Source organism: Mycobacterium sp. NGS57, from assembly GCF_059812405.1.
The window spans coordinates 179,420-203,885 of the sequence record NZ_JCALCP010000009.1; the positions used below are offsets into that span (position 1 = coordinate 179,420).

Here is a 24,466-nt window from a genome sequence, read left to right on the forward strand (position 1 = left end):
CGTGTCAGACTGGGCCGCGAGGAGGCGAGCAACGCGGTGGCCAGGTGTTTCCCGGCCACCGCGTTCGCTGCTGTCAGCTCATCAAGACCTGAGGCGAGAGCTCTTTGAGCATGGCGTTGGCCCAGCGCATCTGGCGCAGCGTCTCGGGATGGCAGCGCGACGTCAGGCTCAGCAGCTCGGAATCCTTGGCGGCCTGCGCGCCCTGCGCCAGCAGTTCCCAGTCCAGCGACACCCCGGCGGCCAGCCGGTGGATCCGCCGGAGGTCGGCCAGGAGCACCAGTGCGGGTTCGGGCCGGCGCCGCAGCATGCCGCCGATCCGCGACTGCAAAAGGCCGGTGATCGCGCCGGTGCGCGGCTCGGCCGACAGCCGCAGGCCATAGCGGCGACCATGCTCGGCCAGCTCGCTGAGGTGGTGCCGCGACCAGCCGGCCATGTCCTGCGCCAGGTGGCAGACGTCCTGGTCGCTGTGGTGCCGGGCCGCCACCACGTTGAGTTCGTGGGCGATTTTGCGTTCGGAGCGATGAAGCTCGCGGATGGCCAATTTGAGCTTCACGGCTAGCCTCCCGCCGGCAGGGCTCCGGCAACCGCCGTGGCATGCGCGGACGCCGCACCGTTTCCGCCGGCTCGCCGCGCGCGGCTCGTCCGGCATTTCTGCAGCCGGGCGGCCGCCGTCTTGAAGATCGGCTGCTTGGACACCGGGTCCCAGTCCGTCAGCGTGAGTTCGTTGCCCGCCCGGTGATGACCGCCTCCGTCGGTGTCCCAGTAGCCGTAATGGAACGGCACGAACAGTACCCCCTCGCGAATGCCGCAGATCCGGACCGCGCACCTGATGCAGCCCCGAGGCGTGCGCACCTCGACGGCGTCGCCCTCCTCGATGCCCAGGCGGCGCGCGTCGGCCTGCGAGACCTCGACCCACACCTCGGGCGCGGCGGCCTGAAGCTGCGGCGCCCGGGCGGTTTTGGTGCGGGTGTGGAAGTGATAGACAGTGCGGCCGGTGATCAACGCGAACGGGTAGTCGGGGCCGGGCCGTTCGTGTGGAGGCACGTACTCGGCCGCCTTGATGATCGCCTTGGCGTAGGCGTTCATCGAGCGGTATTCGTCGGGTTGCAGCGGGGCGCCGGTGATCAGGTCCTTGCCGAAGGCCTCGCAGTAGTCCGGATGCGACCAGAACTCGCTGTCGGAGTACAGCCGTTCGGTGCCGTCGGGATGCTCGGCGTTGCAAGGCCATTGGATCCCGCTGCCGCCGCGCAGCTTCTCATACGTCAGGCCCGTGTAGTCGCACGGCCGGCCCGCGCTGCACTTCTTCCAGGCCTCGAAGGCCGACTCCGGATCGGTCCAGGGGGGAAACGCGTGGCCGTCCTTGTCGCGGAAGTCCATCCGGCGCGCGTAATCCAGGAAGATGTCGAGGTCCGAACGCGCGGAACCCGGTGGCTCCACGGCCTTTTCGGACAGGTGCACGGTGCGGTCGGCGTTGGTGAAGGTGCCGGTCTTCTCGCCCCACGCCGCGGCGGGCAGCACCACGTCGGCCAGCGCGGCCGTCTCGGTCATGAAGATGTCCTGCACGACGAGGAAAAGTCGATCCTGGGACAGGATGGCGCGGACGCGCGCCAGCTCGGGCAGCGAAACCGCGGGATTGGTGGCGCTGACCCACAACATCCGCAGGGTCCCCTCTTCGGCGAACCGGAACATCTGCATCGCGTGGGTCGGGGGTGCGTAGTGCGGAATCTGAAGCGGCTCAAGGTTCCACAGCTTCGCCAGGTCTTGGATGTGGGCGTCGTTGGACCAGTTGCGGAAGCCGGCCAGGTCCCCGTTCGCGCCGCACTCGCGGGTGTTCTCCGCGGTGGGCTGACCGTTCATCTGCAGGATGCCGCAGCCGGGCTTACCCAGCATGCCACGCACCAGGTGAATGTTGTTGACCTGCACGGCCGCCGCAGTGGCCTGGTGCGACTGGTAGAAGCCCTGCAGGACGGTGGACAGCAACCGCTGCGCGGTGCCCAACAGCCGCGCGGCGCTGCGGATGTCGTCTGCCGCCACGCCGCAGATCTCGGCGGCCCGCTCGGGTGGGAATTCGTCGACCCGTTTGCGCAGTTCGTCGAAACCGACTGTGTGCGCGTCGATGTAGTCCCGGTCGATCCAGCCGTTGGCGATGATCTCGTGCAGCAGCCCGTTCATCAGCGCCACGTTGGTGCCCGGCAGCGGCGCCAGGTGAACGGTCGCGCGCCTGGCCACCGGCGTGAGCCGCGGATCGACGCACACGATCGCCGGCGGCGAATCGCCGGCCAGCCGGTCCAGCATCCGCGCCCACAGCACCGTCTGAGTCTCGGCGACGTTGTGGCCGAACAGCGCGATGACGTCGGCGTGGTCGACATCGGTGTAGGAACCGGGCTGTCCGTCGCAGCCGAACGATTCCTTCAGCGCCTCGGCCGCGGTCGCCGTGCACAGCCGGGTGTTGCCGTCGACGTGGTTGGTGCCGATTGCTCCGTGCGCGATGGCCCCCTGGGTGTAATACGCCTCGAGGAACAGCTGCCCGGACGTGTAGAAGCCGATCGAACTGGGCCCGAAGTCGTCGAGTAATTGCTTGCTGCGCTTGACGATCCGCTCCATCGCGGTGTCCCAGTCGCAGGGCTGCAGTTCGCCGCCCACCCGGATCAGCGGGGTGGTGAGCCGATCCGGGGAAGCGTTGGCCTGCCAGCCGAACAAGTCCTTCGGGTCGAGTCGGCCGCGGTTGACCCGGTCGACGGCGCGTCCGCGCACCCCCACGATTCGCCCGTCCTTGACGGCGATGTCCAGGCCGTCGCCGTTGGAGTGCAACACCGCCGCCGACTGCACCCAGCGGTCCACCGATTCGGCCGCGATCCCGTCGGCGAGATAGGTGTCGACCCGTTCCGGCCACTCGGTGCCCGGTGCATACGGCGTCCGGATTCCCCAGGGGTCGGCGATGCGGTCTGACGTCACGCCGGGAGAAGTACCCGGGCGCCCCCGCACGAAACCCGCACGGGCGGGCCCGGGCCCGGGCGTCAGAGGCCGAATTCGGCCTCGATCCCGTCGATCCCGGCGCGGATAGCCTTGAGCGCGTCGGCGCGGACGCGCAACTTGGTTGCGGCGTGGGCGTGCTGATGCAGGCCGGCGAATTCGCGCGCGGCCTCCTCGGCGCGGTCGACGACCATCTCGGGCAACACGATCTCGTCGACAAAACCCGCGGCCAGGGCGGTTTCACCGAAGAACGTCTTGGCCAGCCCGGCGGCCTGCTGGTAAGCGGCGGGCGTAAGCCGCAGCTTGATGATCTCCAGGGCCGCGTAGGGGATGACCATGCCGATCGCCACCTCGTTGGCCTGGATGTTGTAGGCGTGGGCGGCGACCCGGTGGTCGCCGGACGTCAACAGGAACGCGCCCATCGCGATGGCGTGACCGGTGCAGGCCATCACCACCGGCTTGGGGGAGGACAACAGCCGATAGGCCAGTTCGAAGCCGCCGCGCAACATGTCGATCGCGGGTTGGGCCTGGCCGGAGGTGAGGATCTTCAGGTCGAACCCGCCGCTGAACACCCGCTCGTTGCCGGTGATCACCAGCGCCCCGGCGTTGTCGCCATCGGCCCGGTCGATCGCCTCGTTGAGAGCCTGTTGCATGGTGGGGCCCAGCGCGTTGACCTTGCCATCGTCCATCCGGATGACGGCGATGGAATCCTTGAGGCTGTAATGGACCGGGCCGCTCATGGGTTGCTCCTTCGATCAGTCAGACGTGCTGGCTGCGGTGCTTGGCGAGATTCTTCTCGCCGTTGCCCCAGCGCAGGCTGACATCGGTGGGCGCGTCGAGCTGGCGGGTGCGCCACCTGTCCTGGGTCTCCTGCACGGCGCCGTTGATCCGCTCGATCTCGCTGCGGAACACGTCGGCGCGGGTTTCCTTGCTCGCGTAGTGGAAGTAGGTCAGCAGGCCGCGCAGCAGCTCCAGCTTCTGCTTTTCGCGCTTCGCCAGGTCGTGGGTCGTCATCAACTCGATGCGCTGAACCGGCGGCAGCGCGTCCCAGTCCAGGACTACATCGGTCTGCAGCACGGGCCGCTCGCCCTGCCAGAACCGCCAACCGCGCGGCTTCTCGGGGCGGTCGTGATAAGTGACCGACCCGGCGAAGCGGGACTCGATGCCGCTTCCGATCTCGGCGCGGTCGAGCGCCGAATCCCAGACCATCCGCCATTCCTGGCCCGGCGCGAGCACCGGCAATTCGCGCGGCAGCTGCAGTTCGACGACGTCGGCATAGCCGTCGGCGGCGTTTTCGTATTCGGCCACCGTGGGTGGTGTCGGAAACGAGAACCGGATGTCGTAGGCGGCGGTCTTCCCGAAATTTCGGACCACGAGTTCGATCACATGCCAATCCGCCGGATGCGGTTCCATGAACATCGCGACTTGGGGGCGCGTCTGCTCCGCGGCCAGCCGCCGGTTGAGTCTGAGCTGCCGGTTCACCAGCAGCAGTGCGACGAGGCTCAGCAAAATTGCCGCCCAGGCCGCCCACGCCAACCAGGTGCCCGACGAAATATTGGTGACCCCGTGCCAGGCGTTCTGGATCCACCCCATGAGATCCACCCTTCCGCTTATATCACAGTGGTCGTCGGCCGGAAGTTTCGCTGGCCCGATACTAGAGCGGCCCGACGCGCATTGTTGACCCCCAAACAAACCGGTTCGATATCGCCCGAATTCGCGGGCCGCTTAACCACCCATCAGCATTCGCCACTGATCAAGATCAGCGGCCCGGTACACGTAATTGGAGCGTTTGACCTCCGACAGCGATGCGCTCGGCTCCGCCGAATACCAATGCCCGGGAAACACTGTCGGATCCCCGGGCAGCGTGGCGAGCCGCTGCAGACTGCGGTACATCTCGTCGGAGTCGCCGCCGGGAAAGTCGGTGCGCCCGCAACCGTCGAGGAACAGCGTGTCACCGGCGACCAGGCGGTCCTCGAGCAGGAAGCACTGGCTGCCCGGCGTGTGGCCGGGAGTGTGCAGCAGCTCGATTTCGATGTCCCCGACGCTGACTTTGTCGTGGCCTTCATGGGTGGTGAGGTCTGCCATGCCGATGCCCGTGACCCGCGAAACCCAAAGGGCCTCATGGGTGTTCACGTGCACCGGCACGGGTGCCCGCTCCAGCAGCTCGGCCAGGCCCTTCAGTTCGAAGCCCATCATCTTCCCGCCCACATGGTCGGGGTGGTGATGGGTCACCAGGACCCCGGACAGGTGCATGCCGTCGGCCTCGAGCGCGTCGAGCAGATCGCCCGCGGCGTACGCGGGATCGACCACGAGGCAGTCCCCGGTTTGACGGTCTCCGATCAGGTAGGCGAAGTTGCGCATCTGCGTTGCGAACATGTCGCCGGGGGCGAAATCGCGACCCGAGAGCAATTGACGGAAGTACAACCGGTCGTCTGCCACCCGACCAGACTAGGGCTACGGCGGTCTTCGGCGACACGCGGCGCTCGGGGCTTGACAGGCGGGCGGTGTTTGCCGCGAACGGGCCGTCGGCAATGGGTTCGGGCTGTGCTCAGTGGGTATTGTGGGCGCATGAGGAAGAGGGTCGAGATCGAAATCGACGACGATCTGGTCCAAGAGGCGATACGTCGGTTCCACCTGGCTGACACGCGCGAGGCAGTCCATCTCGCGCTGCGGACCCTGATCGGCGAGTCCGGTGCGGACGACGACCAAGACAGCGAGTACGACGAATTCAGCGACCTCAACGCCTGGCAGCCTCGTTCCGGCGGCGACGGGCGGTGAGGAGTCAACTCGGGCCGCGTCGGTGGTTTGGTGACGTTGCGGGCCAGGCTGTACCCTCTTTTAGGCCCCGCGGCAGCACTGCCGCTTGGGTGAACGGCCCCCTTAGCTCAGTCGGTAGAGCGTTTCCATGGTAAGGAAAAGGTCAACGGTTCGATTCCGTTAGGGGGCTCGGCGGACGCCGAGCAGGCGGGCGGCCCCCTACCCAGGCATTGGGGTGGCCCAGAGGCGATGTAGCTCAGTCGGTTAGAGCGAACGACTCATAATCGTTAGGTCGCCGGTTCGAGTCCGGCCATCGCTACAACTCAACACAGCAACAGAGCAGAGAGAACGGACATGGCTTCCAGTACCGACGTGCGGCCGAAGATCACCTTGGCATGCGAGGTGTGCAAGCACCGTAACTACATCACCAAGAAGAACCGCCGCAACGACCCCGACCGGATGGAGCTGAAGAAGTTCTGCCCCAACTGCGGCAAGCACCAGCCGCATCGCGAAACACGGTAGCTTTCGAAAAGCACTTATCGGGATCGACTAGGTAGGTTCTACAGCCGTGCCCTTGACCACAGACATCGTCGGGATGCATTACCGCTATCCCGACCATTACGAGGTGGAGCGCGAGAAGATCCGTGAGTACGCGGTGGCCGTGCAAAACGACGACAGTTCGTTCTTCGATGAGGACTCGGCCGCCGAACTCGGCTACAAGGCTCTGCTCGCCCCGCTGACTTTCATCTCCGTATTCGGCTACCAGGCCCAGTCGGCGTTCTTCGAGCACGCGAGCATCGCGGTCGAAGACGCGCAGATCGTCCAGATCGACCAGGTGCTGAAATTCAAGAAGCCGATCGTGGCCGGCGACAAGCTCTACTGCGACGTGTACGTGGATTCGGTGCGCGAGACGCACGGCGCCCAGATCGTCGTGACCAAGAACCTCATCACCGACCAATCCGGTGAGATCGTGCAGGAGACCTACACGACCCTTGCGGGCCGTGCCGGCGAAGACGGAGAAAAGGGATTTTCAGATGCCACTGCGTGAGTTCAGCTCGGTCAAGGTGGGCGACAAGCTTCCGGAGAGGACCTACCCGCTGAGCCGTCAAGACCTGGTGAATTACGCGGGCGTCTCCGGTGACCTGAACCCGATCCACTGGGACGACGAGATAGCCAAGGTCGTGGGCCTCGGCACCGCGATCGCCCACGGCATGCTGACCATGGGACTGGGCGGCGGGTACGTCACCTCGTGGGTGGGCGACCCCGGTGCGGTCACCGAGTACAACGTGCGGTTCACCGCCGTGGTGCCGGTGCCCAACGACGGCAAGGGCACCGAGCTGGTCTTCAGCGGTCGGGTCAAGTCGGTCGACCCGGAAAGCAAGTCGGTGACGATCGCCCTGACCGCCACCAACGGTGGCAAGAAGATCTTCGGGCGGGCCATCGCGTCGGCGAAGCTGGCGTAGGCGGCGTATCCATGGCGCTCAAGACCGACATCCGCGGAATGATCTGGAGATACCCGGACTATTTCATCGTGGGCCGCGAGCAAATTCGCGACTTTGCACGATCGATCAAGTGCGACGATCTGGCCTGCTACGACGAGGACGCGGCCGCCGAACTCGGCTATGACAACCTCGTTGCGCCCATGACGTTCGTGTCGATCATTGCGAAACTCGTCCAGACGGACTTTTTCCGGAATGTCGACGTCGGCATGGAGACGATGCAGATCGTGCAAGTCGACCAGCGGTTCGTCTTCTACAAGCCGATCCAGGCCGGCGACAAGTTGTGGGCCAGGATGGAGATCCATTCGGTGGACGAGCGATTCGGCGCCGACATCGTCGTCACGAAGAACAGCTGCCACAACGACGAGGGTGAGCTGATGCTGGAGGCATACACCACATTGATGGGCCAGCAGGGCGATGGCTCCGCCAAACTCAAATGGGACAAACAGTCCGGGCAGATCATGAGAACCTCGTGATCTGTATCGGATTTCCTGCGCCTTAGGGGGATCGAGTACACTCGGACCTCGGGGTTTTCCCAGCATCAGCGCGCTTTCCGGGATTCGAACAATCGGGGAGCGCGCGTGTCATGTAAGCCCCGGTAGGTAAGCACAGGTTGGCCTGCCAACCGCGAAGGGGCGTAGCTCAACTGGCAGAGCAGCGGTCTCCAAAACCGCAGGTTGCAGGTTCAAGTCCTGTCGCCCCTGCTGAAGATGGACTATAGGGTGCCGTGCCATGGTGGACACTGGAAGATAGTGCCCCATCACGATGGGACGGCTCGCGGGATACCAGCAAACGAAGGAGCACGCGGTGAGCGACGAGGGCCCCGACATCGGTGCTGCCAACGACGCCGCACGCGACGGCGACGACACCGAGGACGGCCGCGAAAGTGGCGGCCGGACGGCGGTGGTGACCCGGCCGCAGCGCCCCACCGGCAAACGGACCAGGCAGCGGGCGGCCGACGTCGGCGAGGACGTCGACGCGGAGTCGACGGACGAGGCCGAGGCCTCCGAGCGGGACTCGGGTTCCAAAAAAGACAAGAAGGCAGCCAAAGCCAAGGCGGCCAAGGCCCCCAAGAAGGCCCGGAAGCCCGGCGATCGTTCGGCCAATCCATTCGTGTTCGTCTACAACTACCTCAAGCAGGTCGTTGCCGAAATGCGGAAGGTGATCTGGCCGAACCGCAAGCAGATGCTCACCTACACCTCGGTGGTGCTGGCGTTTCTGGCCTTCATGGTGGCGTTGGTCGGCCTGGCGGATTTCGGTCTGACCAAGCTCGTGCTGCTGGTGTTCGGCTGAGGTTTGAGAGTGACAGGAAGGACCGAGAACCGTGACTAGCTTCGACGGTGACACGTCCGCGGGTGAAGCAGCGGTCGACGTGCAGGAGGCCCCGGAGGCGTCGGCGGCCCCGGAGGGCACGGACAGCCCGGACAGCCCGGAGGCCCCGGAGACCGCACAGACTCCGGAGACTCCCGAGCAGGCGGAGCCGGCCGAGGAGGTCGACCCGGCCGCGGCGCTGAAGGCGGAACTGCGCAGCAAGCCCGGCGACTGGTACGTCATCCATTCGTATGCCGGATACGAGAACAAGGTGAAAGCCAACCTGGAAACCCGCGTGCAGAACCTGGACGTCGGCGACTACATCTTCCAGGTGGAGGTGCCCACCGAAGAGGTCACCGAGATCAAGAACGGCCAGCGCAAGCAGGTCAACCGCAAGGTACTGCCCGGCTACATTCTGGTGCGCATGGACCTGACCGACGACTCGTGGGCCGCCGTGCGCAACACCCCGGGCGTCACCGGATTCGTGGGTGCGACCTCGCGCCCGTCGGCCCTGACGCTGGACGACGTGGTGAAGTTCCTGTTGCCTCGCGGCGCGGCGAAGAAGGCGGCCAAGGGCGCGGCCAGCACCGCGGCGGTGGCCGAGGCCGGCGGCCTGGAACGCCCGGTCGTCGAGGTCGACTACGAGGTCGGCGAATCGGTGACCGTGATGGACGGACCGTTCGCCACGCTGCCCGCCACGATCAACGAGGTCAACGCCGAACAGCAGAAGCTCAAGGTGCTGGTGTCGATCTTCGGCCGCGAAACCCCCGTCGAGCTGACCTTCAGCCAAGTCTCCAAGATTTAGCCCTTTAACCCCGAGAGAAGGAACCGCAACATCTCATGGCCCCGAAGAAGAAAGTCGTTGGGCTGATCAAGCTCCAGATCCAGGCCGGGCAGGCCAACCCGGCGCCGCCGGTCGGGCCCGCGCTCGGCCAGCACGGCGTCAACATCATGGAGTTCTGCAAGGCGTACAACGCCGCGACAGAAAACCAGCGCGGCAATGTTATCCCGGTGGAGATCACGGTCTACGAGGACCGCAGCTTCACCTTCACCCTCAAGACCCCGCCCGCCGCCAAGCTGCTGCTCAAGGCCGCCGGGGTGGGCAAGGGTTCGGCCGAGCCGCACAAGACCAAGGTCGCCAAGGTCAGCTGGGATCAGGTCAAGGAGATCGCCGAGACCAAGAAGTCCGACCTCAACGCCAACGACATCGACGCCGCCGCCAAGATCATCGCCGGCACCGCCCGGTCGATGGGCATCACCGTCGAATAGACGCAAGACCGTGGGAGGGCCAGCTTCGGCCCGTCAACCACGACCCAACACCAGATTGGATGAATCAATGAGCAAGAACAGCAAGGCATTCCGCGCTGCCGCCGAGAAGGTCGACCGCGCCAACCTGTACACCCCGCTGCAGGCGGCCAAGCTCGCCAAGGAGACGTCGTCGACCAAGCAGGACGCGACGGTCGAGGTGGCGATCCGCCTGGGTGTCGACCCGCGCAAGGCCGACCAGATGGTCCGCGGCACCGTCAACCTGCCGCACGGCACCGGTAAGACGGCCCGGGTCGCGGTGTTCGCCGTGGGCGACAAGGCCGAGCAGGCGCAGGCCGCCGGCGCCGATATCGTCGGCAGCGACGACCTGATCGAGAAGATCCAGGGCGGGTTCCTGGACTTCGACGCCGCGATCGCCACCCCTGACCAGATGGCCAAGGTCGGCCGCATCGCCCGCATCCTGGGCCCGCGCGGCCTGATGCCCAACCCCAAGACCGGCACCGTCACCCCCGACGTCGCCAAGGCCGTGTCCGACATCAAGGGCGGCAAGATCAACTTCCGCATCGACAAGCAGGCCAACCTGCACTTCGTCATCGGCAAGGCCTCGTTCGACGAGAAGAACCTGGCGGAGAACTACGGCGCCGCGATCGATGAGGTGCTGCGGCTCAAGCCGTCGTCGTCGAAGGGTCGCTACCTGAAGAAGATCACCGTGTCGACGACGACGGGCCCCGGCATCCCGGTGGACCCCTCGGTTACGCGCAACTTCGCCGAGGCCTAGTCCGACTAGGCCCGGCGAAGCGGTCGCTATTTCTCGAGGCTATTTCTCGAGCGTGAACTGCGTGACGTCGGTGTACCCGGCGCGGAACAGGTCCGCGCAGCCGGTCAGGTACTTCATGTACCGGTCGTACACCTCTTCCGACTGGATCGCGATGGCCTCGTCCCGCTTGGACTGCAGCGTGGCCGCCCAGGTGTCCAGCGTCCGCGCGTAGTGCAGCTGCAGCCGGTGGACCCTGGTCGTGGTGAAGCCGGCCCGTGCCGCGTCCTCCTGGACGCCGGTGATCACGGGCAGCCAGCCGCCGGGGAAGATCTCGGCCAGGATGAACTGGGTGAAATGGATGACGTCGGCCGTCAGCAGCAGGCCGCGCTCCTTGCGCTCCTGGAAGGTGGGGCGGACGATGCTGTGCAGCAGCATCACGCCGTCCTCGGGCAGCACGCCGTAGGCCATTTTGAAGAAACGTGAGTAGCGTTCGGGACCGAAGTGCTCGAACGCGCCGATCGACACGATCCGGTCGACGGGCTCGTCGAACTGCTCCCACCCCTTCAGCAGCACTCGCTTCGAGCGGGGGTTGTCCATCTCGTCGAATGTCTTCTGGACGTGCGCGGCCTGGTTTTTCGATAGCGTCAGACCGACGACGTTGACGTCGTACTTCTCGATCGCCCGGCGCATCACGGCGCCCCACCCGCAGCCGATGTCCAGCAGCGTCATGCCGGGCTGCAGGCCGAGCTTGCCCAGCGCCAGGTCGATTTTGGCGACCTGCGCTTCTGCCAGCGTCATGTCCTCGCGCTCGAAATACGCGCAGCTGTAGGTCTGGCTGGGATCGAGGAAGAGGCGGAAGAAGTCGTCGGACAGGTCGTAGTGGGACTGGACGTCTTCGAAATGCGGCGTCAACGGGTTGGACATGGACGATAAGGCCTTTCCGGCGTCAGAGGCATTTCAGCACTTCACCCACACCGGGCTGCCTCCCTGTAGCCCTGTGCATGGTAACGGATTGGGGTGCGGGCGCGTGGTGCCGCGCCGCGCCAGCCTACTTCACCAGGGTGAATTGCCCGACGTGGCTGATGCCCTTGCGGAAGAGGTCCGCGCATCCGGTCAGGTAGTGCATGTAGCGGTCGTACACCTCTTCGGACTGCATGGCGATGGCGGCATCGCGATGGGCCTCCAGGTTGGCGGCCCAGGTGTCCAACGTCCGGATGTAATGCGGCTCGAGGAATTGTGTTTCCTCGATGGAGAACCCGGCGGCCTGGGAGTAGTCGACGATGTCGTCCTTGCCCGGCATCTCACCGCCGGGGAAGATCTCTGTCCGCAGGAAGTGAATAAACCGCAGGTCTCTCATCGTCAGGGTGATGCCGTGGGCGTGCATGTATTTCTGCGTGTAGGTGAAGAGGCTGTGCAGCATTACCCGGCCGTCGGCGGGGAGGATGTCGTACGCCCGCTCGAAGAACGCGGCGTAGCGCTCCTTCTTGAAGGCGTCGAAAGCCTCGAGGGTGATGATCCGATCAACCTTCTCGTCGAACTCTTCCCACCCTTGCAGCCGCGCCTCGGCCCGGCGCGTGGTCGGCAGCTTGGCGAGCCGGGCCGCACTGAGCTGATGGTGGTTTTTGCTGAGAGTGATGCCGACGACGTTGACGTCGTACTTCTCGACCGCACGGACCAGCGCCGAGCCCCACCCGCAGCCCACGTCGAGCAACGTCATGCCCGGCTCCAGGTTCAGCTTGCCCAACGCCAAATCCAATTTGGCGAGCTGCGCTTCCTCGAGGGTCATGTCGTCGCGCTCGAAGTACGCGCAGGTGTAGGTCATGGTGGGATCCAGGAACAACGCAAAAAAATCGTCCGAGATGTCGTAGGCCGACTGCGACTCCTCGTAGAACGGTTTCAATTTGCTCATTTGCAACAGCTCCCAAGCCTGGTTCGTTTCGACCCCGAGCACCGTACAAGACGGTACTTCGACAAAGCGTTGTGCCCCTCGAGCGGGGCCACGGTGTTATGCACCGATAGTAGTGAAGTCGGTGCGCGCCGTTGCGCAGGCCCGCCGACCGCGGCTTTTATCGCCGGGCGCGCCCCTTCGGGGTCCTGGATCGCGCCACGTGGCCGTCGTTGCGGCCAGCGCGGACGGCCCGGGTCGGGCGTCGGCCAATAGCCGAACTCGCCGCGGGTCAACGCCACTGGCCCGACCGATTCTCTTACACTGCAAACCTATGAGACGTGCTTATGTACGTGCCACGGACGGTCCGGCGACCCGTCTGAAAACCGAGGACTACGTGGATGCGCACGGTCGCATCGTCCTTCCGGAGAGCATCAACATCATCTCGCTTTTGGACGGCACGATCGCCAATTTCGGCGACTCCCTCGCCTATCGCTACCTGGACTACACACAGCACGCCGACGGGAAGGCCGTCGAACAGACCTGGGGCGAATTGGGGACCAGGCTGGAAGCCATCGCCGGGCGCCTACAACAGGTAACCTCCCGCGGCGACCGGGTAGCCATACTGGCGCCCCAGGGCATCGACTACGTGGCCGGGTTCTTCGCCGCGATCAAGGCGGGGACCATCGCCGTGCCGTTGTTCGCACCGGAGCTGCCCGGCCATGCCGAACGTCTCAACGCGGTGCTCGTCGATTCGGGGCCCACCGTGGTCCTCACCACCGCCGCCGCGAGCGAAAGCGTGCGGGCCCACGTGCGGACGCTTCCGCGTGGCCGCAGGCCGCGAGTCGTCGCCGTCGACCACGTACCGGACTCGGTGGGCGCCACCTACGATCCCGTCCACGTGCGCTCGGACGACATCGCCTACCTGCAGTACACGTCGGGTTCGACGCGAACCCCGACCGGGGTGGAGATCAGCCACCGCGCCGCCGGCACCAATCTGCTGCAGATGATCGTGTCGATCGGCCTTGACACGGGCGTCGACATCCACGGCGTGAGCTGGCTGCCGCTGTACCACGACATGGGTCTGCTGATGATCGGCTTTCCGGCCCTGTACGGCGGGCATCTCACCCTGATGTCGCCGATGGCGTTCATCCGCAGGCCCCACCGGTGGATCCGGGCGCTGGCCGCCGAGTCGCGTGACAGCCGCGTGGTCTCCGCAGCGCCGAACTTCGCTTTCGAGTTGCTCGCGCAGCGTGGCATCCCGCCCGACGTCGAGGACGTCGACTTGAGCCATGTCACGCTGATCAATGGATCCGAGCCGGTCAGCATCGACTCGATCAACAAGTTCTTCGAGGCGTTCGCGCCGTACGGGTTGCCGAAGGCAGGGATCAAACCGTCTTACGGCATGGCCGAGGCGACCCTCTTCGTCTCGAGCATCGCCCCGAGCGCCGAGCCCACCGCCGTACACTTCGACCGCCAACAGTTGGGCGCGGGTCGCGCGGTTCGCGTGGAGCCGGACCACCCCAACGCCGTCGCGCATGTTTCGTGCGGTCAGGTGGCTCGCAGCCAATGGGCGGTGATCGTCGACCCCGAAACCGAGTCGGAACTGCCCGACGGCGGCGTCGGCGAGATCTGGTTGCACGGCGAGAACATCGGCCGCGGCTACTGGGCGCGCCCCGAGGAAAGCGCGTTGGTGTTCGGCAACAAGCTGCAGTCGCGGCAGCCGACCGGCAGCCACGCCGAGGGGGCGCCGACCGAGGGCACCTGGCTGCGGACCGGGGACCTGGGCGTCTACCTGCACGGCGAGCTTTACATCACCGGCCGGATCAAGGACCTGATCATCCTGGACGGACGTAACCACTACCCCCAGGACATCGAGGCCACGGTCGCCGCCGCGTCGCCGGCGGTGCGGGCCGGCTACATCGCGGCCTTCTCGGTGCCCGCGAATGAAATGCCGGGGGGAGCCGCCGAGCATGTCGGTGAGGTGTTGGTCGTCGTTGCCGAGCGCGCACCGCGCGAGGGCCGCACCGAGCCCCAACCGGTGGTCGAGGCGATCCGGAGGGCGTTGTCGCGCTGCCATGGGCTGCCGCTGTCGGACATGCGGCTGGTGGCGGCGGGCACGATCCCGCGGACCACGAGCGGAAAGCTTGCCCGCCGGGCCTGTCGCGCGCAGTACCTGCGCGGCCAATTGGGCGGTCGCGAGTAGCTAGCGCCGCGTGGTGTCGCTCGCGGCCGCGAAGGTGGCCGTCAACTCGCTGATCAGCCGATCCCACAGTTGCCGTGGCAGGTCGTGGCCCATGCCGTCGAACAGCACCAGTCGAGCGCCGTCGATGGCGCGCGCCACGGCGCGCCCGCCCGACGGCCGCATCAGCTTGTCGGCCCGCCCGTGCAGGACCACGGTCGGTGCGAGCGTCCTCCGGTTGTAGCCGAGCAGGCTGCCGCTGGCCATGATCGCGCTGAAGTGGCGGGCGACGCCCCACGGGTGATAGCTGCGTTCGTAGCCTTCGATGGCCTCGGCGCGGACCTCTTCCTCGGGTGCGCGGTAGGCCGGGCTGCCGGTGATCTTGGTGACGCGCACGACGTTGTCGACGATCACGTCGCGGGGCGAACCCGGCGCCGGGCCCTTGAGGACCGCCAGCAGGGCGCGCGGGGCGGGCGGCGGCAGAAACGGGCGATTGTTGCTGGAGAAGATGACGGCCAGGCTCTTGGTCCGCTCGGCGAACCGGCCCGCGAAGACCTGCGCGATCATGCCTCCCATCGAGGCCCCGACGATGTGGGCGCGCTCGATGCCCAGATGATCCAGCACGGCGGCGGCGTCGTCGGCCAGGTCTTCCAGCGCGTAGGCCGCCTCGCCGCGCCGCCCGAACCAAAACCGCACCAGCCGCGGGACCAGGGGGCCGGCGCCGCCCCCCGGCGGCGTCTTGGTGGACAGACCGACGTCGCGGTTGTCGTATCGGATGACGCGCAGGCCCTGCTCGACCAGCTTCTCGCAGAACGCGGTGCGCCACAGCAGCAGCTGCGCGCCCAGGCCCATGATAAGCAGGACGGGCGGGGCGTCGGCGTCGCCCATGTCCTCGTAGTAGAGCTTGACGTCGCCCGAAATCGCCTCGCCGGTGCGGATTTCCATCAACGCCGTTAGACCTCGACGTCGGACTGGTGCTCGCGGCTGACCTCGACCATGAAGTTCGCGAAGTAACCCGTCAGCTGCGGGTCGGACATCATCTGCCACTTCGGCGCCAACAGCTTCATGTACCGCTCGACGTAGAGGAACTGCTTGCCGATGAGTACCAGCTCCCGCGGCAGCTTGACGTCATAGGCCTCGGCCAGCGTCGACAGCTGGCGCCCGATGTCGGCATAGGACATGTCACCCAGCGTCTGCATCGTCAGTGGGGTGGCGAACTTCTCCAGGTCCTTGGCGGCCTCGGCTTCGGGCTTCATGGTGCCGACCGCGCCCATCAGCACGACGATCTTGCCGGCGGCCGCGTGGTCCTTTTTCACCAGCAGCGCGTACACCAACTCGCGCAGCAGCCAGCGGGTGCGGGGATCGATGCGGCCCATGATGCCGAAGTCGAAGAACACGATGCGGCCCTGGTCGTCGACGTACAGGTTGCCGGCGTGCAGGTCGCCGTGGAACAGTCCGTGCCGCAGCCCGCCCTCGAACACCGAGAACAGCAGCGCTTTGACCAGCTCCGTGCCGTCGAACCCGGCCTTGCGGATCTCGGCGACGTTGTCGATGCGGACCCCGTGCACCCGCTCCATCGTCAGCACCCGCTCGGTGGTGAAGTCCCAGTGCACGTCCGGCACCCGGATGTTCTTGCCCAGCGGCGACGCGTGCAGGTGGGAGACCCACGCCTCCATCGACTGCGCCTCGAGGCGGAAGTCCAGCTCCTCGGCCAGGTTGGCGGAGAAGTCGGCGACGACGTCCTGGGCCGACAGGCGGCGGCCCAGCTTGGCCAGCTCGACGGCCTGGGCGAAGCGCTTCAGGATCTGCAGGTCGGCCGCGACGCGGCGCCGGATGCCCGGGCGCTGGATCTTGACGACGACCTCCTCGCCGCTGTGCAGGGTGGCGTAGTGCACCTGCGCGATCGAGGCCGACGCGAACGGCGTTTCGTCCCACTTGGCGAACAGCTCCGCGGGGTCTTTGCCCAGGTCCTCGACGAAGAGCTTGTGCACCTCGCCCGCGTCGGCCGGCGGCACCCGGTCCAGCAGCCCGCGGAATTCGCGCGACAGCGATTCGCCGAATGCGCCGGGGCTGGACGCGATGATCTGCCCGAACTTCACGTACGTGGGCCCCAGGTCGGCGAAGGTGCCGGGGAGCTGCTTGATCACTTTGTGCTGCCAGGGCCCGCGGGCCGGCAGCTTGGTGACGACGCGGGCGGCGGCGCGGGTGACCTGCCAACCGGTGGCTGCTACCCGGGCCGCTTCGATGGGTAGGGGCACCCGGTCGAGCTTGGCCACCTCGCGGTGTTTGGTAGAAGTCATCTCAGCAGTCTGCCAAATCCTGAGTGTCAAGTCCCAATTCCTGTGAGCGCGCTCACCGGGCAACGACGGCCGCGGAGCGAGCTCACACCCGACGCCGCGCGTTATAAGCCGAGCGCGAAGTTCTCCGTGAGGGCCTCGATGACGGGCCGCCAGACCGGTTCCGGAAGGTCGTGGCCCATCCCCTCGATCATGACGAAGCGGGCGCCGGGGATGGCCGCCGCGAGCGCGCGCCCGTTGCGTGGCCGGACCATCGGGTCAGCCGATCCGTGCAGCACCACGGTCGGGGCGGTGACGGCCTTGCTGTATCCGAGCAGGCTGCCGGTGCCCAGCATGGCGTCCACCTGGCGCATCCTGCCCGCCGGGTAGCTGCAGCGGTCCGCCAGTTGCCGGACCCGATCGCGCAGCTCGGCGTCGGGCGGCAGGAAGTTGGGGCCGTTGAACACCGCGATGTTGCGCGCCTCGTAGGCCACCTTGTCCTCGTCGGGCGCGTCCTTGCGAGGGGCGTCGAACCGCAACTTGATGACGCGCCAGGCCGGAAGCGCGGACAGCGGCTTGCCGGTGCTGGACATGATGAGTCCCAGCGAGGCCACCCGGTGCGACTCGGTGGCGGCCAGGATCTGCGCGATCATGCCGCCCATCGAGGCGCCCACCACGTGGGCGCGCGCGATGCCCAGATGGTCGAGCAACGCCGCCACGTCCCCGGTCATGTCGACCAGGTTGTAGGGCACGCGGCTGGGCCTGCCCAGCACATAGCGGCCGACCCGCCGGTAGACCGAACCCCGCGCCCGCAGCCCGTGCAGCTTGCCCGACAGCCCGATGTCGCGGTGATCGAAGCGGACGACACGGTATCCGGCGCCGACGAGTCGCGCGCAGAATCCGTCGGGCCACATGGGCAGCTGCGCGCCCAGGCCCATGATGAGCAGCACGGCTGGGGCGGCCGGATCGCCGAGGTCCTCGTAGTAGAGCTCGACGGTGCCGTGTGTCGTATCCCGGCGCGCGACGCCGCTGCGGGTCTGGAGGGTCAGGACTTGGCCCAAGGCGTCACCCAGCCCTCGATCTCCCAGCGCTCCAGCCCGGCGATCAACTCGTACATGGTGGCGCCGTCGATGGTTTCGCGAATGATGTCGGCGTGCCCGGCGTGGCGGGCCAGCTCGTTGATCACGTGCAGGATCACCCACCGCACCGACCAGGCCGGCTGGTTCTTGGGGAACCACGGGATGTCCTGCGGGACGGGCACCGCGGCGTCGAGGTCTGCGGTTTCCACCAGCCGCAGCGATTCCGCGTTCTGTGCCTCGAAGGCCTCGAGCAGCCCGGCCAGCGTCTCGTCGGGGCGCATCACATGCTGATCGGCAAATCCGGCGGCGATCTCGTCGAACGGCCGCGGGTCCTTGGGTGGCGCGCCGGGCGCGGCGGCCACGCGCGCCATCCAGGTTCGCTGCATCGCGGTGGCGTGCTTGATCAGCCCGCCGACCGACAGCGCGCTGACCGACGGGGTCGACCGCGCCTGATCGTCGGTGAGGCCGTAAGAGACCGCGAAATAAGCGCTTTGGTGGAACGCCATGAATTGGCTCAGGGCGCTGCGTTCGTCGGCGACGGGCGGGGCGAGGGCGGGCATGGCCAAATCTTAAGTCGGGTTGGCGTCTTCACGGCCGGTTGGGCCGTAAGGTGCGGGGATGCAGGTGATTTCGGCGGTCTCGACCGGACTCTTCACCGGCCCGCCGGACGCGCCGCTGCAACTGGCGCGCGTCACCGTCTCCGGCTGCACCGAGCCGACGCCGATTTGCGTCGACGGCGACGGCCTGAGCGGAAAGGCGATCGCAGCCGTCGGGTCCGGCGTCGTCGAGGTTCCGATCGCCGTGGACCGGCCGGTCGTCGGCCAGCGCCGGGCCGCGCGGGCCCGCGCCGGTGACGCCGACATGCCGTTCGATTTCACCGTCGCCGAGCCCGGCTGGACGATGTTCATGGTCAGCCACTTTCACTACGACCCGGTCTGGTGGAACACGCAGGGCGCCTATACCAGCGAGTGGACCGAAGACCCGCCTGGCCGCGCTCGGCAGACCAACGGCTTCGAGTTGGTCCAGGCCCATCTGGAAATGGCCCGCCGCGAGCCCGAATACAAGTTCGTGCTGGCCGAGGTGGATTACCTCAAGCCGTACTGGGACACCCGCCCCGAGGACCGCGACGACCTGCGCAGGTTCATCGGGCAGGGCCGTGTCGAGGTGATGGGCGGCACCTACAACGAACCCAACACCAACCTCACCGGCGCGGAAATCACCATCCGAAACCTGGTGCACGGCATGGGTTTTCAGCGGGACGTCCTGGGCGCCCACCCGGCCACCGCATGGCAGCTCGACGCGTTCGGCCACGACCCGCAATTCCCCGGGCTGGCCGCCGACGCCGGGCTGACATCGAGCTCGTGGGCCCGCGGGCCGCACCACCAATGGGGCCCGACCCATAGCGACGGCGGCGTGGGCGGCATGCAGTTCTGCAGCGAGTTCGAGTGGATCGCGCCGTCGGGCCGCGGCCTGCTTACCCACTACATGCCCGCGCACTACGCGGCGGGCTGGTGGATGGACGAGTCGACCACCCTGGCCGAGGCCGAGGACGCCACCCATGCGCTGTTCGATCAGCTCAAGACGGTCGCCCTGACGCGCAACGTGTTGCTGCCGGTCGGGACCGACTACACCCCGCCGAACAAGTGGGTCACGGCGATTCACCGCGACTGGGCCGCCCGCTACACCTGGCCGCGATTCGTGTGCGCGCTGCCCAGGGAGTTTTTCGCGGCGGTGCGCGCCGAGCTCGCGCATGGGCGCGGCGCGCCTCGAGAACCATCGCCGCAAACCCGGGATATGAACCCGATCTACACCGGCAAGGACGTGTCCTACATCGACACCAAACAGGCCAACCGGGCCGCCGAGAACGGGGTGCTGCAGGCCGAGCGCTTCGCCGTGTTCGCCGGGCTGCTGGCCGGCGGCGAATACCCGCAGGCCGCCCTGGCCAAGGCGTGGGTGCAGCTGGCCTACGGCGCGCACCACGACGCCATCACCGGCTCGGAATCCGACCAGGTCTACCTCGACCTGCTGACCGGCTGGCGCGACGCGTGGGAGCTGGGCCGTACGGTCCGCGACAACTCCCTGGCGCTGCTGTCCGGAATGGCGACGGCTTCTGACGGCTCTGAAGGCGATGTGACCGTGTGGAATCCGTTGGCGCACCGGCGCACCGACGTCGTCACCGCCCGGCTGGATCCGCCGTTGGGCGCGGCGGTGCGCGTGCTCGACGCCGATGGCGCCGAGCTGCCCGCGATCGTCGAGCACGACGGGCGGTCGGTCACCTGGCTGGCGCGCGACGTGCCGTCGCTGGGCTGGCGGGCCTACCGGTTGGTGCCCGGGGAGCACGCGACGGGCTGGGAGCCGGTGCCGGGTCCGGTGATCGCCAACGAGCACTATCGAATCGAGGCCGACCCGGCGCGCGGCGGGGCGGTCGCCTCGCTGATTCAGGACGGCCGGGAGCTGATCGCCGACGGCCGGGTGGGCAACGAGCTCGCCCTCTACGAGGAATATCCCTCGCACCCGACGCAGGGGGAGGGCCCCTGGCACCTGCTGCCGAAGGGGCCGGTGGTCTGCTCGTCGGCATCGCCGGCGCGGGTTCAGGCCTATCGCTGTCCCCTCGGTCAGCGGCTGGTCGTGCGTGGCCGTATCGGCGGGCAGCTGCGCTACACCCAGACGCTCACCCTGTGGGACGGGGTGGCGCGGCTGGATTGCCGCACCACCGTCGACGAATTCAGCGGCGAGGACCAACTGCTGCGCCTGCGCTGGCCGTGCCCGGTGCCCGGCGCCATGCCGGTCAGCGAGGTCGGCGACGCCGTCGTCGGGCGGGGTTTCGCGTTGCTGCACGAGGCGCCCGGTGGCGCCCGCTCGGTGGACGCCGCCCAACACCTGTGGACGCTGGACAACCCGGCCTACGGCTGGTTCGGCCTGTCCTCGGCGGCGCGGGTTTGCGCCGGCGACGACCGGCGGGCCCTGTCGGTCGCCGAGGTGGTGACGCCGGCCGAGGCGGTGTCCGGGCAGCTGGCCCGCGAGCTGATGGTCGCGCTGGCCCGCGCCGGCGTCACGGCCACCTGCAGCGGCGCCGACAAGCCGCGCTACGGCTGCCTCGACGTCGACTCCAACCTGCCCGACGTCCGGATCGCGCTGGGCGGGCCCGCAAGCAATTCGTTCACCAAAGCCGTTCTGGCGCAAGGTGATCCGCAATACACCGCCGAACTCGAGCGCCAACTCGCCGAAACGGGCCGGGCGCGCGTGTGGGTGCCGGCCGAGGCGCCGCTGGCGGCCGTCTGGATGCCCGGCGCCGACCTGCGCGTGCCGCGGGCGCTGCCGGTACTGGTGATCGACGCCGACCCCGGAGACCGCCAGGACGGCCTGGCCGTCGCGATCGCGTCGGTGGTCGACGACCTCGCCGGAGCGGAAATCCCCGTCACCCAGCGGGCGCCGTCGGGCATGGGGCCTTTCGAAGACCGCACCGTCGCGCTGCTCAACCGCGGCGTGCCCAGCTTCGCCGTCGACACCGACGGGACCCTGCACACCGCGCTGATGCGGTCCTGCACCGGATGGCCGTCGGGCATCTGGATCGATGATCCGCGCCGCACCGCGCCCGACGGGTCCGGTTTCCAGCTGCAGCACTGGACGCACCACTTCGACTACGCCCTGGCAAGCGGGGACGGCGATTGGCGGCAAGCCGGGATCCCGGCGCGCAGTGCGGAGTTCGCCCACCCGCTGCTCGCGGCCGCGTCGGGCCGGCGGCGCGGCGAGCTGCCGCCATCCGGATCACTGCTGCGCCTCGAGCCCGCCGGCGCGGTGCAACTGGCGGCCCTCAAGGCCGCCGGCAACCCGCTGGCGGCGGGCAGCGGCCGCCCCGTCGACCCGCGCGAGGTCGCCCTGCGGCTGGTGGAGACGACGGGGCGGGGCGCCCACGTGTCCATCGGCTCCGAGCTGGGCAAGGTGCGCCGGCTCCGGCACGCCGACCTGCTGGAAAAGCCGCTGGTCGCGCCGGGGGTCCGCGCCGGGCCGGTCGGGCTGCACGGCTATCAGGTGGCCACGGTCCTGGCCCGCCTCGAAATGCCTGGTACCGCAAAGGGATTCGAGACCGCGCTGGGGCCGGACGCCGAGGCCGCCCAGCCGCTGTACGCGCGCTATTGGCTGCACAACCGCGGGCCGGCGCCGCTCGGCGGACTGCCCGCCGTCGCGCACCTGCACCCGCAGCGGGTGACGGGCACGCCGGGCGGCGAGGTGATGCTGCGGCTCACCGCCGCCAGCGATTGCAGCGACGCCGCGCTGGGCGGCGCGGTGACGGTGCTCAGCCCCGACGGCTGGTCGGCCGCGCCCGCCGAGCTGCCCTTCACGTTGCGCCCCGGCGATCACCGGGAGGCCGACGTGGCGGTGTCGATCCCGGCGCGCGTACAACCCGGCCGCTACCCGGTGCGCGCGCAGCTGCGCCTGGCCGGAAACAGCCTTCCCGCGGCGTGGCGGCAAGTGGTCGAGGACATCTGCGTCGTCGAGGTCGGCGCGCCCTCCGATGTCTCCGAGGAGCTGATCCACCTCGTAGCCGGGCCGGCCGCCGTCGAGCTCGCGGTCGGACAGGCGGCCCGGCTGACCGTGACGGTCGGCAGCCGGGCGCACGCCGACCTGGCGCTCGAGGCGCACCTCATCAGCCCCTGGGGCACCTGGGAGTGGATGGGTCCCGCCGCGCTCGGGGCCGTCTTGCCCGCCCGCGGCACCGTCGAGCTCGGCTTCGACGCGGCCCCGCCGGCGTGGCTGGACCCCGGCCAGTGGTGGGCGCTGGTCCGGGTGGGCTGCGCCGGCCGGCTGCTCTATTCGCCGGCGGTGGCGGTGACCGTGACATGAGTGTCGCGCGGGTGGCGACCGTCGCCGGCGAGCCGGTTCGCGTCGACGACATCGACGCGGCCGAGGCACGGCTGCGCCACGGGCCGGCGGCGGCCACGCTGCCGGCGAGCGGGACCGGCGAGGGCCGGCAGCTGCGGCGCTGGCTCACCCAACTGATCGTGACCGAACGCGTGCTCGCCGCCGAGGCCGCCGCCCGCGGCCTGACCGCCCGCGATGCGCCGCCCGAGGCCGAGGTGCTGCCCGACGCCACGGCGCGGCTGGAGATCGGCAGCGTGGCCGCCGCGGTGCTGGCGGACCCGCGGGCGCGGGCGCTGTTCGCCGCCGTCACCGGAGCCATCGACGTCAGCGACGACGACGTCGCCGCCTACCACGCCCGCAACCCGCTGCGCTTCGCCGCGCCGCAGCCTGGGGCGCGCGGCTGGCGGACCCCGCCGCACGCCGGGCCGCCGCTGGCGCAGGTGCGCCCGGCGATCGTCGACCATCTGCGCGGCGCCGCGCGCCGCCGCGCGTTCCGGGTGTGGCTGGACGCGCGCCGCGCCGAGATGGTCGTGCTGGCGCCCGGCTACGAACACCCCGGCGATCCGCGCCAGCCCGACAACACCCACCGCCACTGATGGTCGCGCTGACGCTCTGCCTCGACATCGGCGGCACCAAGATCGCCGCCGGCCTGGCCGATCCCGGCGGCGCGCTGGTGCACACCGCGATCCGGCCCACCCCGGCCGGCGCCGCGGCCGAGGAGGTCTGGGCGGCGGTCGCCGGGGCCATCGCCGACGAGCTGCGCGTCGCCGGCGGCGGTGTCACCGCGGCGGGTATCGCCTCGGCCGGCCCGATCGACCTGCCCGGCGGCGCCGTCAACCCGATCAACATCCCGTCCTGGCGCGGCTTCCCGCTGCGCGACCGGGTCGCTGCGCTGATTCCGGGCGTGCCGGTGCGGCTGGGCGGGGACGGCGTGTGCATGGCGCTGGGCGAGCACTGGATCGGGGCGGGCCGCGGCGCGCAATTCCTGCTCGGGATGGTGGTCTCCACCGGCGTGGGTGGGGGATTGGTGCTCGACGGCGTCCCCTACACCGGGCGCACCGGCAACGCCGGCCACGTCGGTCACGTGGTGGTCGAGCAGGACGGTCGGCCGTGCCCGTGCGGGGGACGCGGCTGCGTCGAGACCGTCGCCTCCGGCCCGTCGCTGGTGCGCTGGGCCCTGGCCAACGGTTGGTCCGCGCCACCGGGCGCCGACGCCCGGGAGCTGGCCGACGCGGCGGCGGCGGGGGATCCGGTGGCGCAGCGGGCCTTCGGCAGGGGCGCCACCGCGCTCGCGGCGATGATCTCCTCGGTCGCGGCGAGCTGCGACCTCGACCTCGTCGTCGTCGGCGGCGGGGTCGCCAAGTCCGGGGCCCTGCTCTTCGACCCGTTGCGCGCCGCGCTGGCCGGTTACGCGGGGCTGAAGTTCCTGGCCGGGCTGCGGGTGGTCCCCGCCGCCCTCGGAGGCGAGGCCGGCCTGGTCGGCGCGGCCCGCCTGGCCCGGCTCGGCTAGCGCGTTTTGGCTGACCGCGGAGGTCAGGCTATTGTGGTGGCGATCCACCGAAGACCGTCGGTCACCGAGCAATCGGTTGAAGGTCCGGGAACATCCCGGCGGCCCACG

At 68.5% G+C, this 24,466-nt stretch carries 24 protein-coding genes and 3 tRNA genes; 16 read left to right on the forward strand and 11 right to left on the reverse strand.

The genetic code is table 11. The features are described 5' to 3' along the window. Positions 1 to 73 precede the first annotated feature (73 nt). The 5 genes from AC5Y43_RS18485 to AC5Y43_RS18505 form a co-directional block, all read right to left on the reverse strand. Positions 74 to 553 (reverse strand): hypothetical protein, encoded by a 480-nt coding sequence (locus tag AC5Y43_RS18485; RefSeq protein ID WP_499974794.1) that lies wholly within the window; start codon positions 551 to 553, stop codon positions 74 to 76. A 2-nt stretch (positions 554 to 555) separates the two neighbouring features. Continuing rightward, complete coding sequence (locus AC5Y43_RS18490; protein ID WP_499974795.1) at positions 556 to 2,955, reverse strand: molybdopterin oxidoreductase family protein; 2,400 nt, start codon at positions 2,953 to 2,955, stop codon at positions 556 to 558. Between the two features lie 62 nt (positions 2,956 to 3,017). Then, complete coding sequence (locus AC5Y43_RS18495) at positions 3,018 to 3,713, reverse strand: crotonase/enoyl-CoA hydratase family protein (protein WP_499974796.1); 696 nt, start codon at positions 3,711 to 3,713, stop codon at positions 3,018 to 3,020. Between the two features lie 19 nt (positions 3,714 to 3,732). Beyond that, a complete protein-coding gene (locus AC5Y43_RS18500; protein ID WP_499974798.1) occupies positions 3,733 to 4,566 on the reverse strand; it encodes a DUF8453 domain-containing protein in 834 nt (277 codons plus the stop codon). Between the two features lie 132 nt (positions 4,567 to 4,698). Then, a complete protein-coding gene (locus AC5Y43_RS18505) occupies positions 4,699 to 5,412 on the reverse strand; it encodes an MBL fold metallo-hydrolase (protein WP_499974799.1) in 714 nt (237 codons plus the stop codon). Positions 5,413 to 5,541: 129 nt separating this feature from the next. Between AC5Y43_RS18505 and AC5Y43_RS18510 the strand changes: the two genes are divergently transcribed. The 12 genes from AC5Y43_RS18510 (at position 5,542) to rplA (ending at position 10,584) form a co-directional block, all read left to right on the forward strand. After that, complete coding sequence (locus AC5Y43_RS18510) at positions 5,542 to 5,751, forward strand: type II toxin-antitoxin system VapB family antitoxin (RefSeq protein WP_499974800.1); 210 nt, start codon at positions 5,542 to 5,544, stop codon at positions 5,749 to 5,751. Between the two features lie 96 nt (positions 5,752 to 5,847). Then, positions 5,848 to 5,920 (forward strand) — tRNA-Thr (locus AC5Y43_RS18515). 55 nt (positions 5,921 to 5,975) lie between these two features. Beyond that, positions 5,976 to 6,049: transfer RNA gene (locus AC5Y43_RS18520), tRNA-Met, on the forward strand. A gap of 35 nt (positions 6,050 to 6,084) precedes the next feature. Further along, positions 6,085 to 6,252 (forward strand): 50S ribosomal protein L33, encoded by a 168-nt coding sequence (gene rpmG / locus AC5Y43_RS18525; RefSeq protein WP_066907182.1) that lies wholly within the window; start codon positions 6,085 to 6,087, stop codon positions 6,250 to 6,252. Positions 6,253 to 6,298: 46 nt separating this feature from the next. Next, positions 6,299 to 6,778 (forward strand): (3R)-hydroxyacyl-ACP dehydratase subunit HadA, encoded by a 480-nt coding sequence (gene hadA, locus AC5Y43_RS18530; RefSeq protein WP_499974801.1) that lies wholly within the window; start codon positions 6,299 to 6,301, stop codon positions 6,776 to 6,778. Beyond that, on the forward strand, positions 6,765 to 7,193 hold the full coding sequence (hadB, locus tag AC5Y43_RS18535) for a (3R)-hydroxyacyl-ACP dehydratase subunit HadB (protein WP_499974803.1): 429 nt from the start codon (positions 6,765 to 6,767) through the stop codon (positions 7,191 to 7,193). The genes hadA and hadB overlap by 14 nt, the downstream gene beginning before the upstream one ends. A gap of 11 nt (positions 7,194 to 7,204) precedes the next feature. Then, a complete protein-coding gene (gene hadC, locus AC5Y43_RS18540) occupies positions 7,205 to 7,705 on the forward strand; it encodes a (3R)-hydroxyacyl-ACP dehydratase subunit HadC (RefSeq protein WP_499974805.1) in 501 nt (166 codons plus the stop codon). Positions 7,706 to 7,860: 155 nt separating this feature from the next. Beyond that, a tRNA-Trp gene (locus tag AC5Y43_RS18545) sits at positions 7,861 to 7,933 on the forward strand. Between the two features lie 103 nt (positions 7,934 to 8,036). Next, entirely contained in the window at positions 8,037 to 8,522 is a 486-nt protein-coding gene (gene secE, locus AC5Y43_RS18550) for a preprotein translocase subunit SecE (RefSeq protein WP_499974807.1), read from the forward strand. 31 nt (positions 8,523 to 8,553) lie between these two features. Continuing rightward, positions 8,554 to 9,345: a transcription termination/antitermination protein NusG gene (gene nusG, locus AC5Y43_RS18555; RefSeq protein ID WP_499974809.1), complete on the forward strand. Its 792-nt coding sequence runs from the start codon at positions 8,554 to 8,556 to the stop codon at positions 9,343 to 9,345. Positions 9,346 to 9,380: 35 nt separating this feature from the next. Next, a complete protein-coding gene (gene rplK, locus AC5Y43_RS18560; RefSeq protein ID WP_067324269.1) occupies positions 9,381 to 9,809 on the forward strand; it encodes a 50S ribosomal protein L11 in 429 nt (142 codons plus the stop codon). Between the two features lie 67 nt (positions 9,810 to 9,876). After that, positions 9,877 to 10,584 carry a 50S ribosomal protein L1 gene (gene rplA, locus AC5Y43_RS18565; protein WP_499974811.1) on the forward strand — a complete coding sequence of 236 codons (708 nt, stop codon included), beginning with the start codon at positions 9,877 to 9,879 and terminating at the stop codon, positions 10,582 to 10,584. A 39-nt stretch (positions 10,585 to 10,623) separates the two neighbouring features. Here the strand turns inward: rplA and AC5Y43_RS18570 are convergent, their stop codons facing one another. Beyond that, positions 10,624 to 11,487, reverse strand: a complete 864-nt coding sequence (locus AC5Y43_RS18570) for a cyclopropane mycolic acid synthase family methyltransferase (RefSeq protein ID WP_499974813.1) — start codon at positions 11,485 to 11,487, stop codon at positions 10,624 to 10,626. A gap of 124 nt (positions 11,488 to 11,611) precedes the next feature. After that, positions 11,612 to 12,472: a cyclopropane mycolic acid synthase family methyltransferase gene (locus AC5Y43_RS18575; protein WP_499974814.1), complete on the reverse strand. Its 861-nt coding sequence runs from the start codon at positions 12,470 to 12,472 to the stop codon at positions 11,612 to 11,614. A 310-nt stretch (positions 12,473 to 12,782) separates the two neighbouring features. Here AC5Y43_RS18575 and AC5Y43_RS18580 point away from each other — a divergent pair, with 310 nt between their 5' ends. Further along, entirely contained in the window at positions 12,783 to 14,654 is a 1,872-nt protein-coding gene (locus AC5Y43_RS18580; RefSeq protein ID WP_499974815.1) for a fatty acyl-AMP ligase, read from the forward strand. Here AC5Y43_RS18580 and AC5Y43_RS18585 read toward each other — a convergent pair whose 3' ends face one another. From AC5Y43_RS18585 to AC5Y43_RS18600, 4 genes are all read right to left on the reverse strand, one after another. Then, complete coding sequence (locus AC5Y43_RS18585; RefSeq protein ID WP_499974817.1) at positions 14,655 to 15,575, reverse strand: alpha/beta fold hydrolase; 921 nt, start codon at positions 15,573 to 15,575, stop codon at positions 14,655 to 14,657. Between the two features lie 8 nt (positions 15,576 to 15,583). Continuing rightward, positions 15,584 to 16,930: an ABC1 kinase family protein gene (locus AC5Y43_RS18590; protein ID WP_499974818.1), complete on the reverse strand. Its 1,347-nt coding sequence runs from the start codon at positions 16,928 to 16,930 to the stop codon at positions 15,584 to 15,586. Between the two features lie 101 nt (positions 16,931 to 17,031). Next, positions 17,032 to 17,967: an alpha/beta fold hydrolase gene (locus AC5Y43_RS18595; protein ID WP_499974819.1), complete on the reverse strand. Its 936-nt coding sequence runs from the start codon at positions 17,965 to 17,967 to the stop codon at positions 17,032 to 17,034. Further along, the gene (locus AC5Y43_RS18600; protein WP_499974821.1) at positions 17,952 to 18,545 is read right to left on the reverse strand and encodes a DinB family protein; all 594 of its coding nucleotides are present in this window, start codon (positions 18,543 to 18,545) and stop codon (positions 17,952 to 17,954) included. The genes AC5Y43_RS18595 and AC5Y43_RS18600 overlap by 16 nt, the downstream gene beginning before the upstream one ends. Positions 18,546 to 18,603: 58 nt before the next feature. Here AC5Y43_RS18600 and AC5Y43_RS18605 point away from each other — a divergent pair, with 58 nt between their 5' ends. Genes AC5Y43_RS18605 through AC5Y43_RS18615 form a run of 3 tightly spaced genes read left to right on the forward strand, consistent with a single transcriptional unit; the run spans position 18,604 to position 24,358 of the window. Continuing rightward, the gene (locus AC5Y43_RS18605) at positions 18,604 to 22,830 is read left to right on the forward strand and encodes a glycoside hydrolase family 38 N-terminal domain-containing protein (RefSeq protein WP_499974822.1); all 4,227 of its coding nucleotides are present in this window, start codon (positions 18,604 to 18,606) and stop codon (positions 22,828 to 22,830) included. Continuing rightward, positions 22,827 to 23,444: a DUF7158 domain-containing protein gene (locus AC5Y43_RS18610; protein WP_499974823.1), complete on the forward strand. Its 618-nt coding sequence runs from the start codon at positions 22,827 to 22,829 to the stop codon at positions 23,442 to 23,444. The genes AC5Y43_RS18605 and AC5Y43_RS18610 overlap by 4 nt, the downstream gene beginning before the upstream one ends. Next, positions 23,444 to 24,358: an ROK family protein gene (locus tag AC5Y43_RS18615; protein WP_499974824.1), complete on the forward strand. Its 915-nt coding sequence runs from the start codon at positions 23,444 to 23,446 to the stop codon at positions 24,356 to 24,358. The genes AC5Y43_RS18610 and AC5Y43_RS18615 overlap by 1 nt, the downstream gene beginning before the upstream one ends. Positions 24,359 to 24,466 lie beyond the last annotated feature (108 nt).

Coding starts and splice junctions, on each gene's coding strand:
- hadC (WP_499974805.1), top strand. CDS start 7,205: ATGGCGCTCAAGACCGACATCCGCGGAATGATCTGGAGATACCCGGAC.
- rplA (WP_499974811.1), top strand. CDS start 9,877: ATGAGCAAGAACAGCAAGGCATTCCGCGCTGCCGCCGAGAAGGTCGAC.
- AC5Y43_RS18590 (WP_499974818.1), bottom strand. CDS start 16,930: ATGACTTCTACCAAACACCGCGAGGTGGCCAAGCTCGACCGGGTGCCC.
- AC5Y43_RS18495 (WP_499974796.1), bottom strand. CDS start 3,713: ATGAGCGGCCCGGTCCATTACAGCCTCAAGGATTCCATCGCCGTCATC.
- hadB (WP_499974803.1), top strand. CDS start 6,765: ATGCCACTGCGTGAGTTCAGCTCGGTCAAGGTGGGCGACAAGCTTCCG.
- AC5Y43_RS18510 (WP_499974800.1), top strand. CDS start 5,542: ATGAGGAAGAGGGTCGAGATCGAAATCGACGACGATCTGGTCCAAGAG.
- AC5Y43_RS18610 (WP_499974823.1), top strand. CDS start 22,827: ATGAGTGTCGCGCGGGTGGCGACCGTCGCCGGCGAGCCGGTTCGCGTC.
- AC5Y43_RS18575 (WP_499974814.1), bottom strand. CDS start 12,472: ATGAGCAAATTGAAACCGTTCTACGAGGAGTCGCAGTCGGCCTACGAC.
- AC5Y43_RS18600 (WP_499974821.1), bottom strand. CDS start 18,545: ATGCCCGCCCTCGCCCCGCCCGTCGCCGACGAACGCAGCGCCCTGAGC.
- rpmG (WP_066907182.1), top strand. CDS start 6,085: ATGGCTTCCAGTACCGACGTGCGGCCGAAGATCACCTTGGCATGCGAG.
- AC5Y43_RS18605 (WP_499974822.1), top strand. CDS start 18,604: ATGCAGGTGATTTCGGCGGTCTCGACCGGACTCTTCACCGGCCCGCCG.
- AC5Y43_RS18585 (WP_499974817.1), bottom strand. CDS start 15,575: ATGGAAATCCGCACCGGCGAGGCGATTTCGGGCGACGTCAAGCTCTAC.
- AC5Y43_RS18615 (WP_499974824.1), top strand. CDS start 23,444: ATGGTCGCGCTGACGCTCTGCCTCGACATCGGCGGCACCAAGATCGCC.
- AC5Y43_RS18580 (WP_499974815.1), top strand. CDS start 12,783: ATGAGACGTGCTTATGTACGTGCCACGGACGGTCCGGCGACCCGTCTG.
- rplK (WP_067324269.1), top strand. CDS start 9,381: ATGGCCCCGAAGAAGAAAGTCGTTGGGCTGATCAAGCTCCAGATCCAG.
- AC5Y43_RS18570 (WP_499974813.1), bottom strand. CDS start 11,487: ATGTCCAACCCGTTGACGCCGCATTTCGAAGACGTCCAGTCCCACTAC.
- AC5Y43_RS18500 (WP_499974798.1), bottom strand. CDS start 4,566: ATGGGGTGGATCCAGAACGCCTGGCACGGGGTCACCAATATTTCGTCG.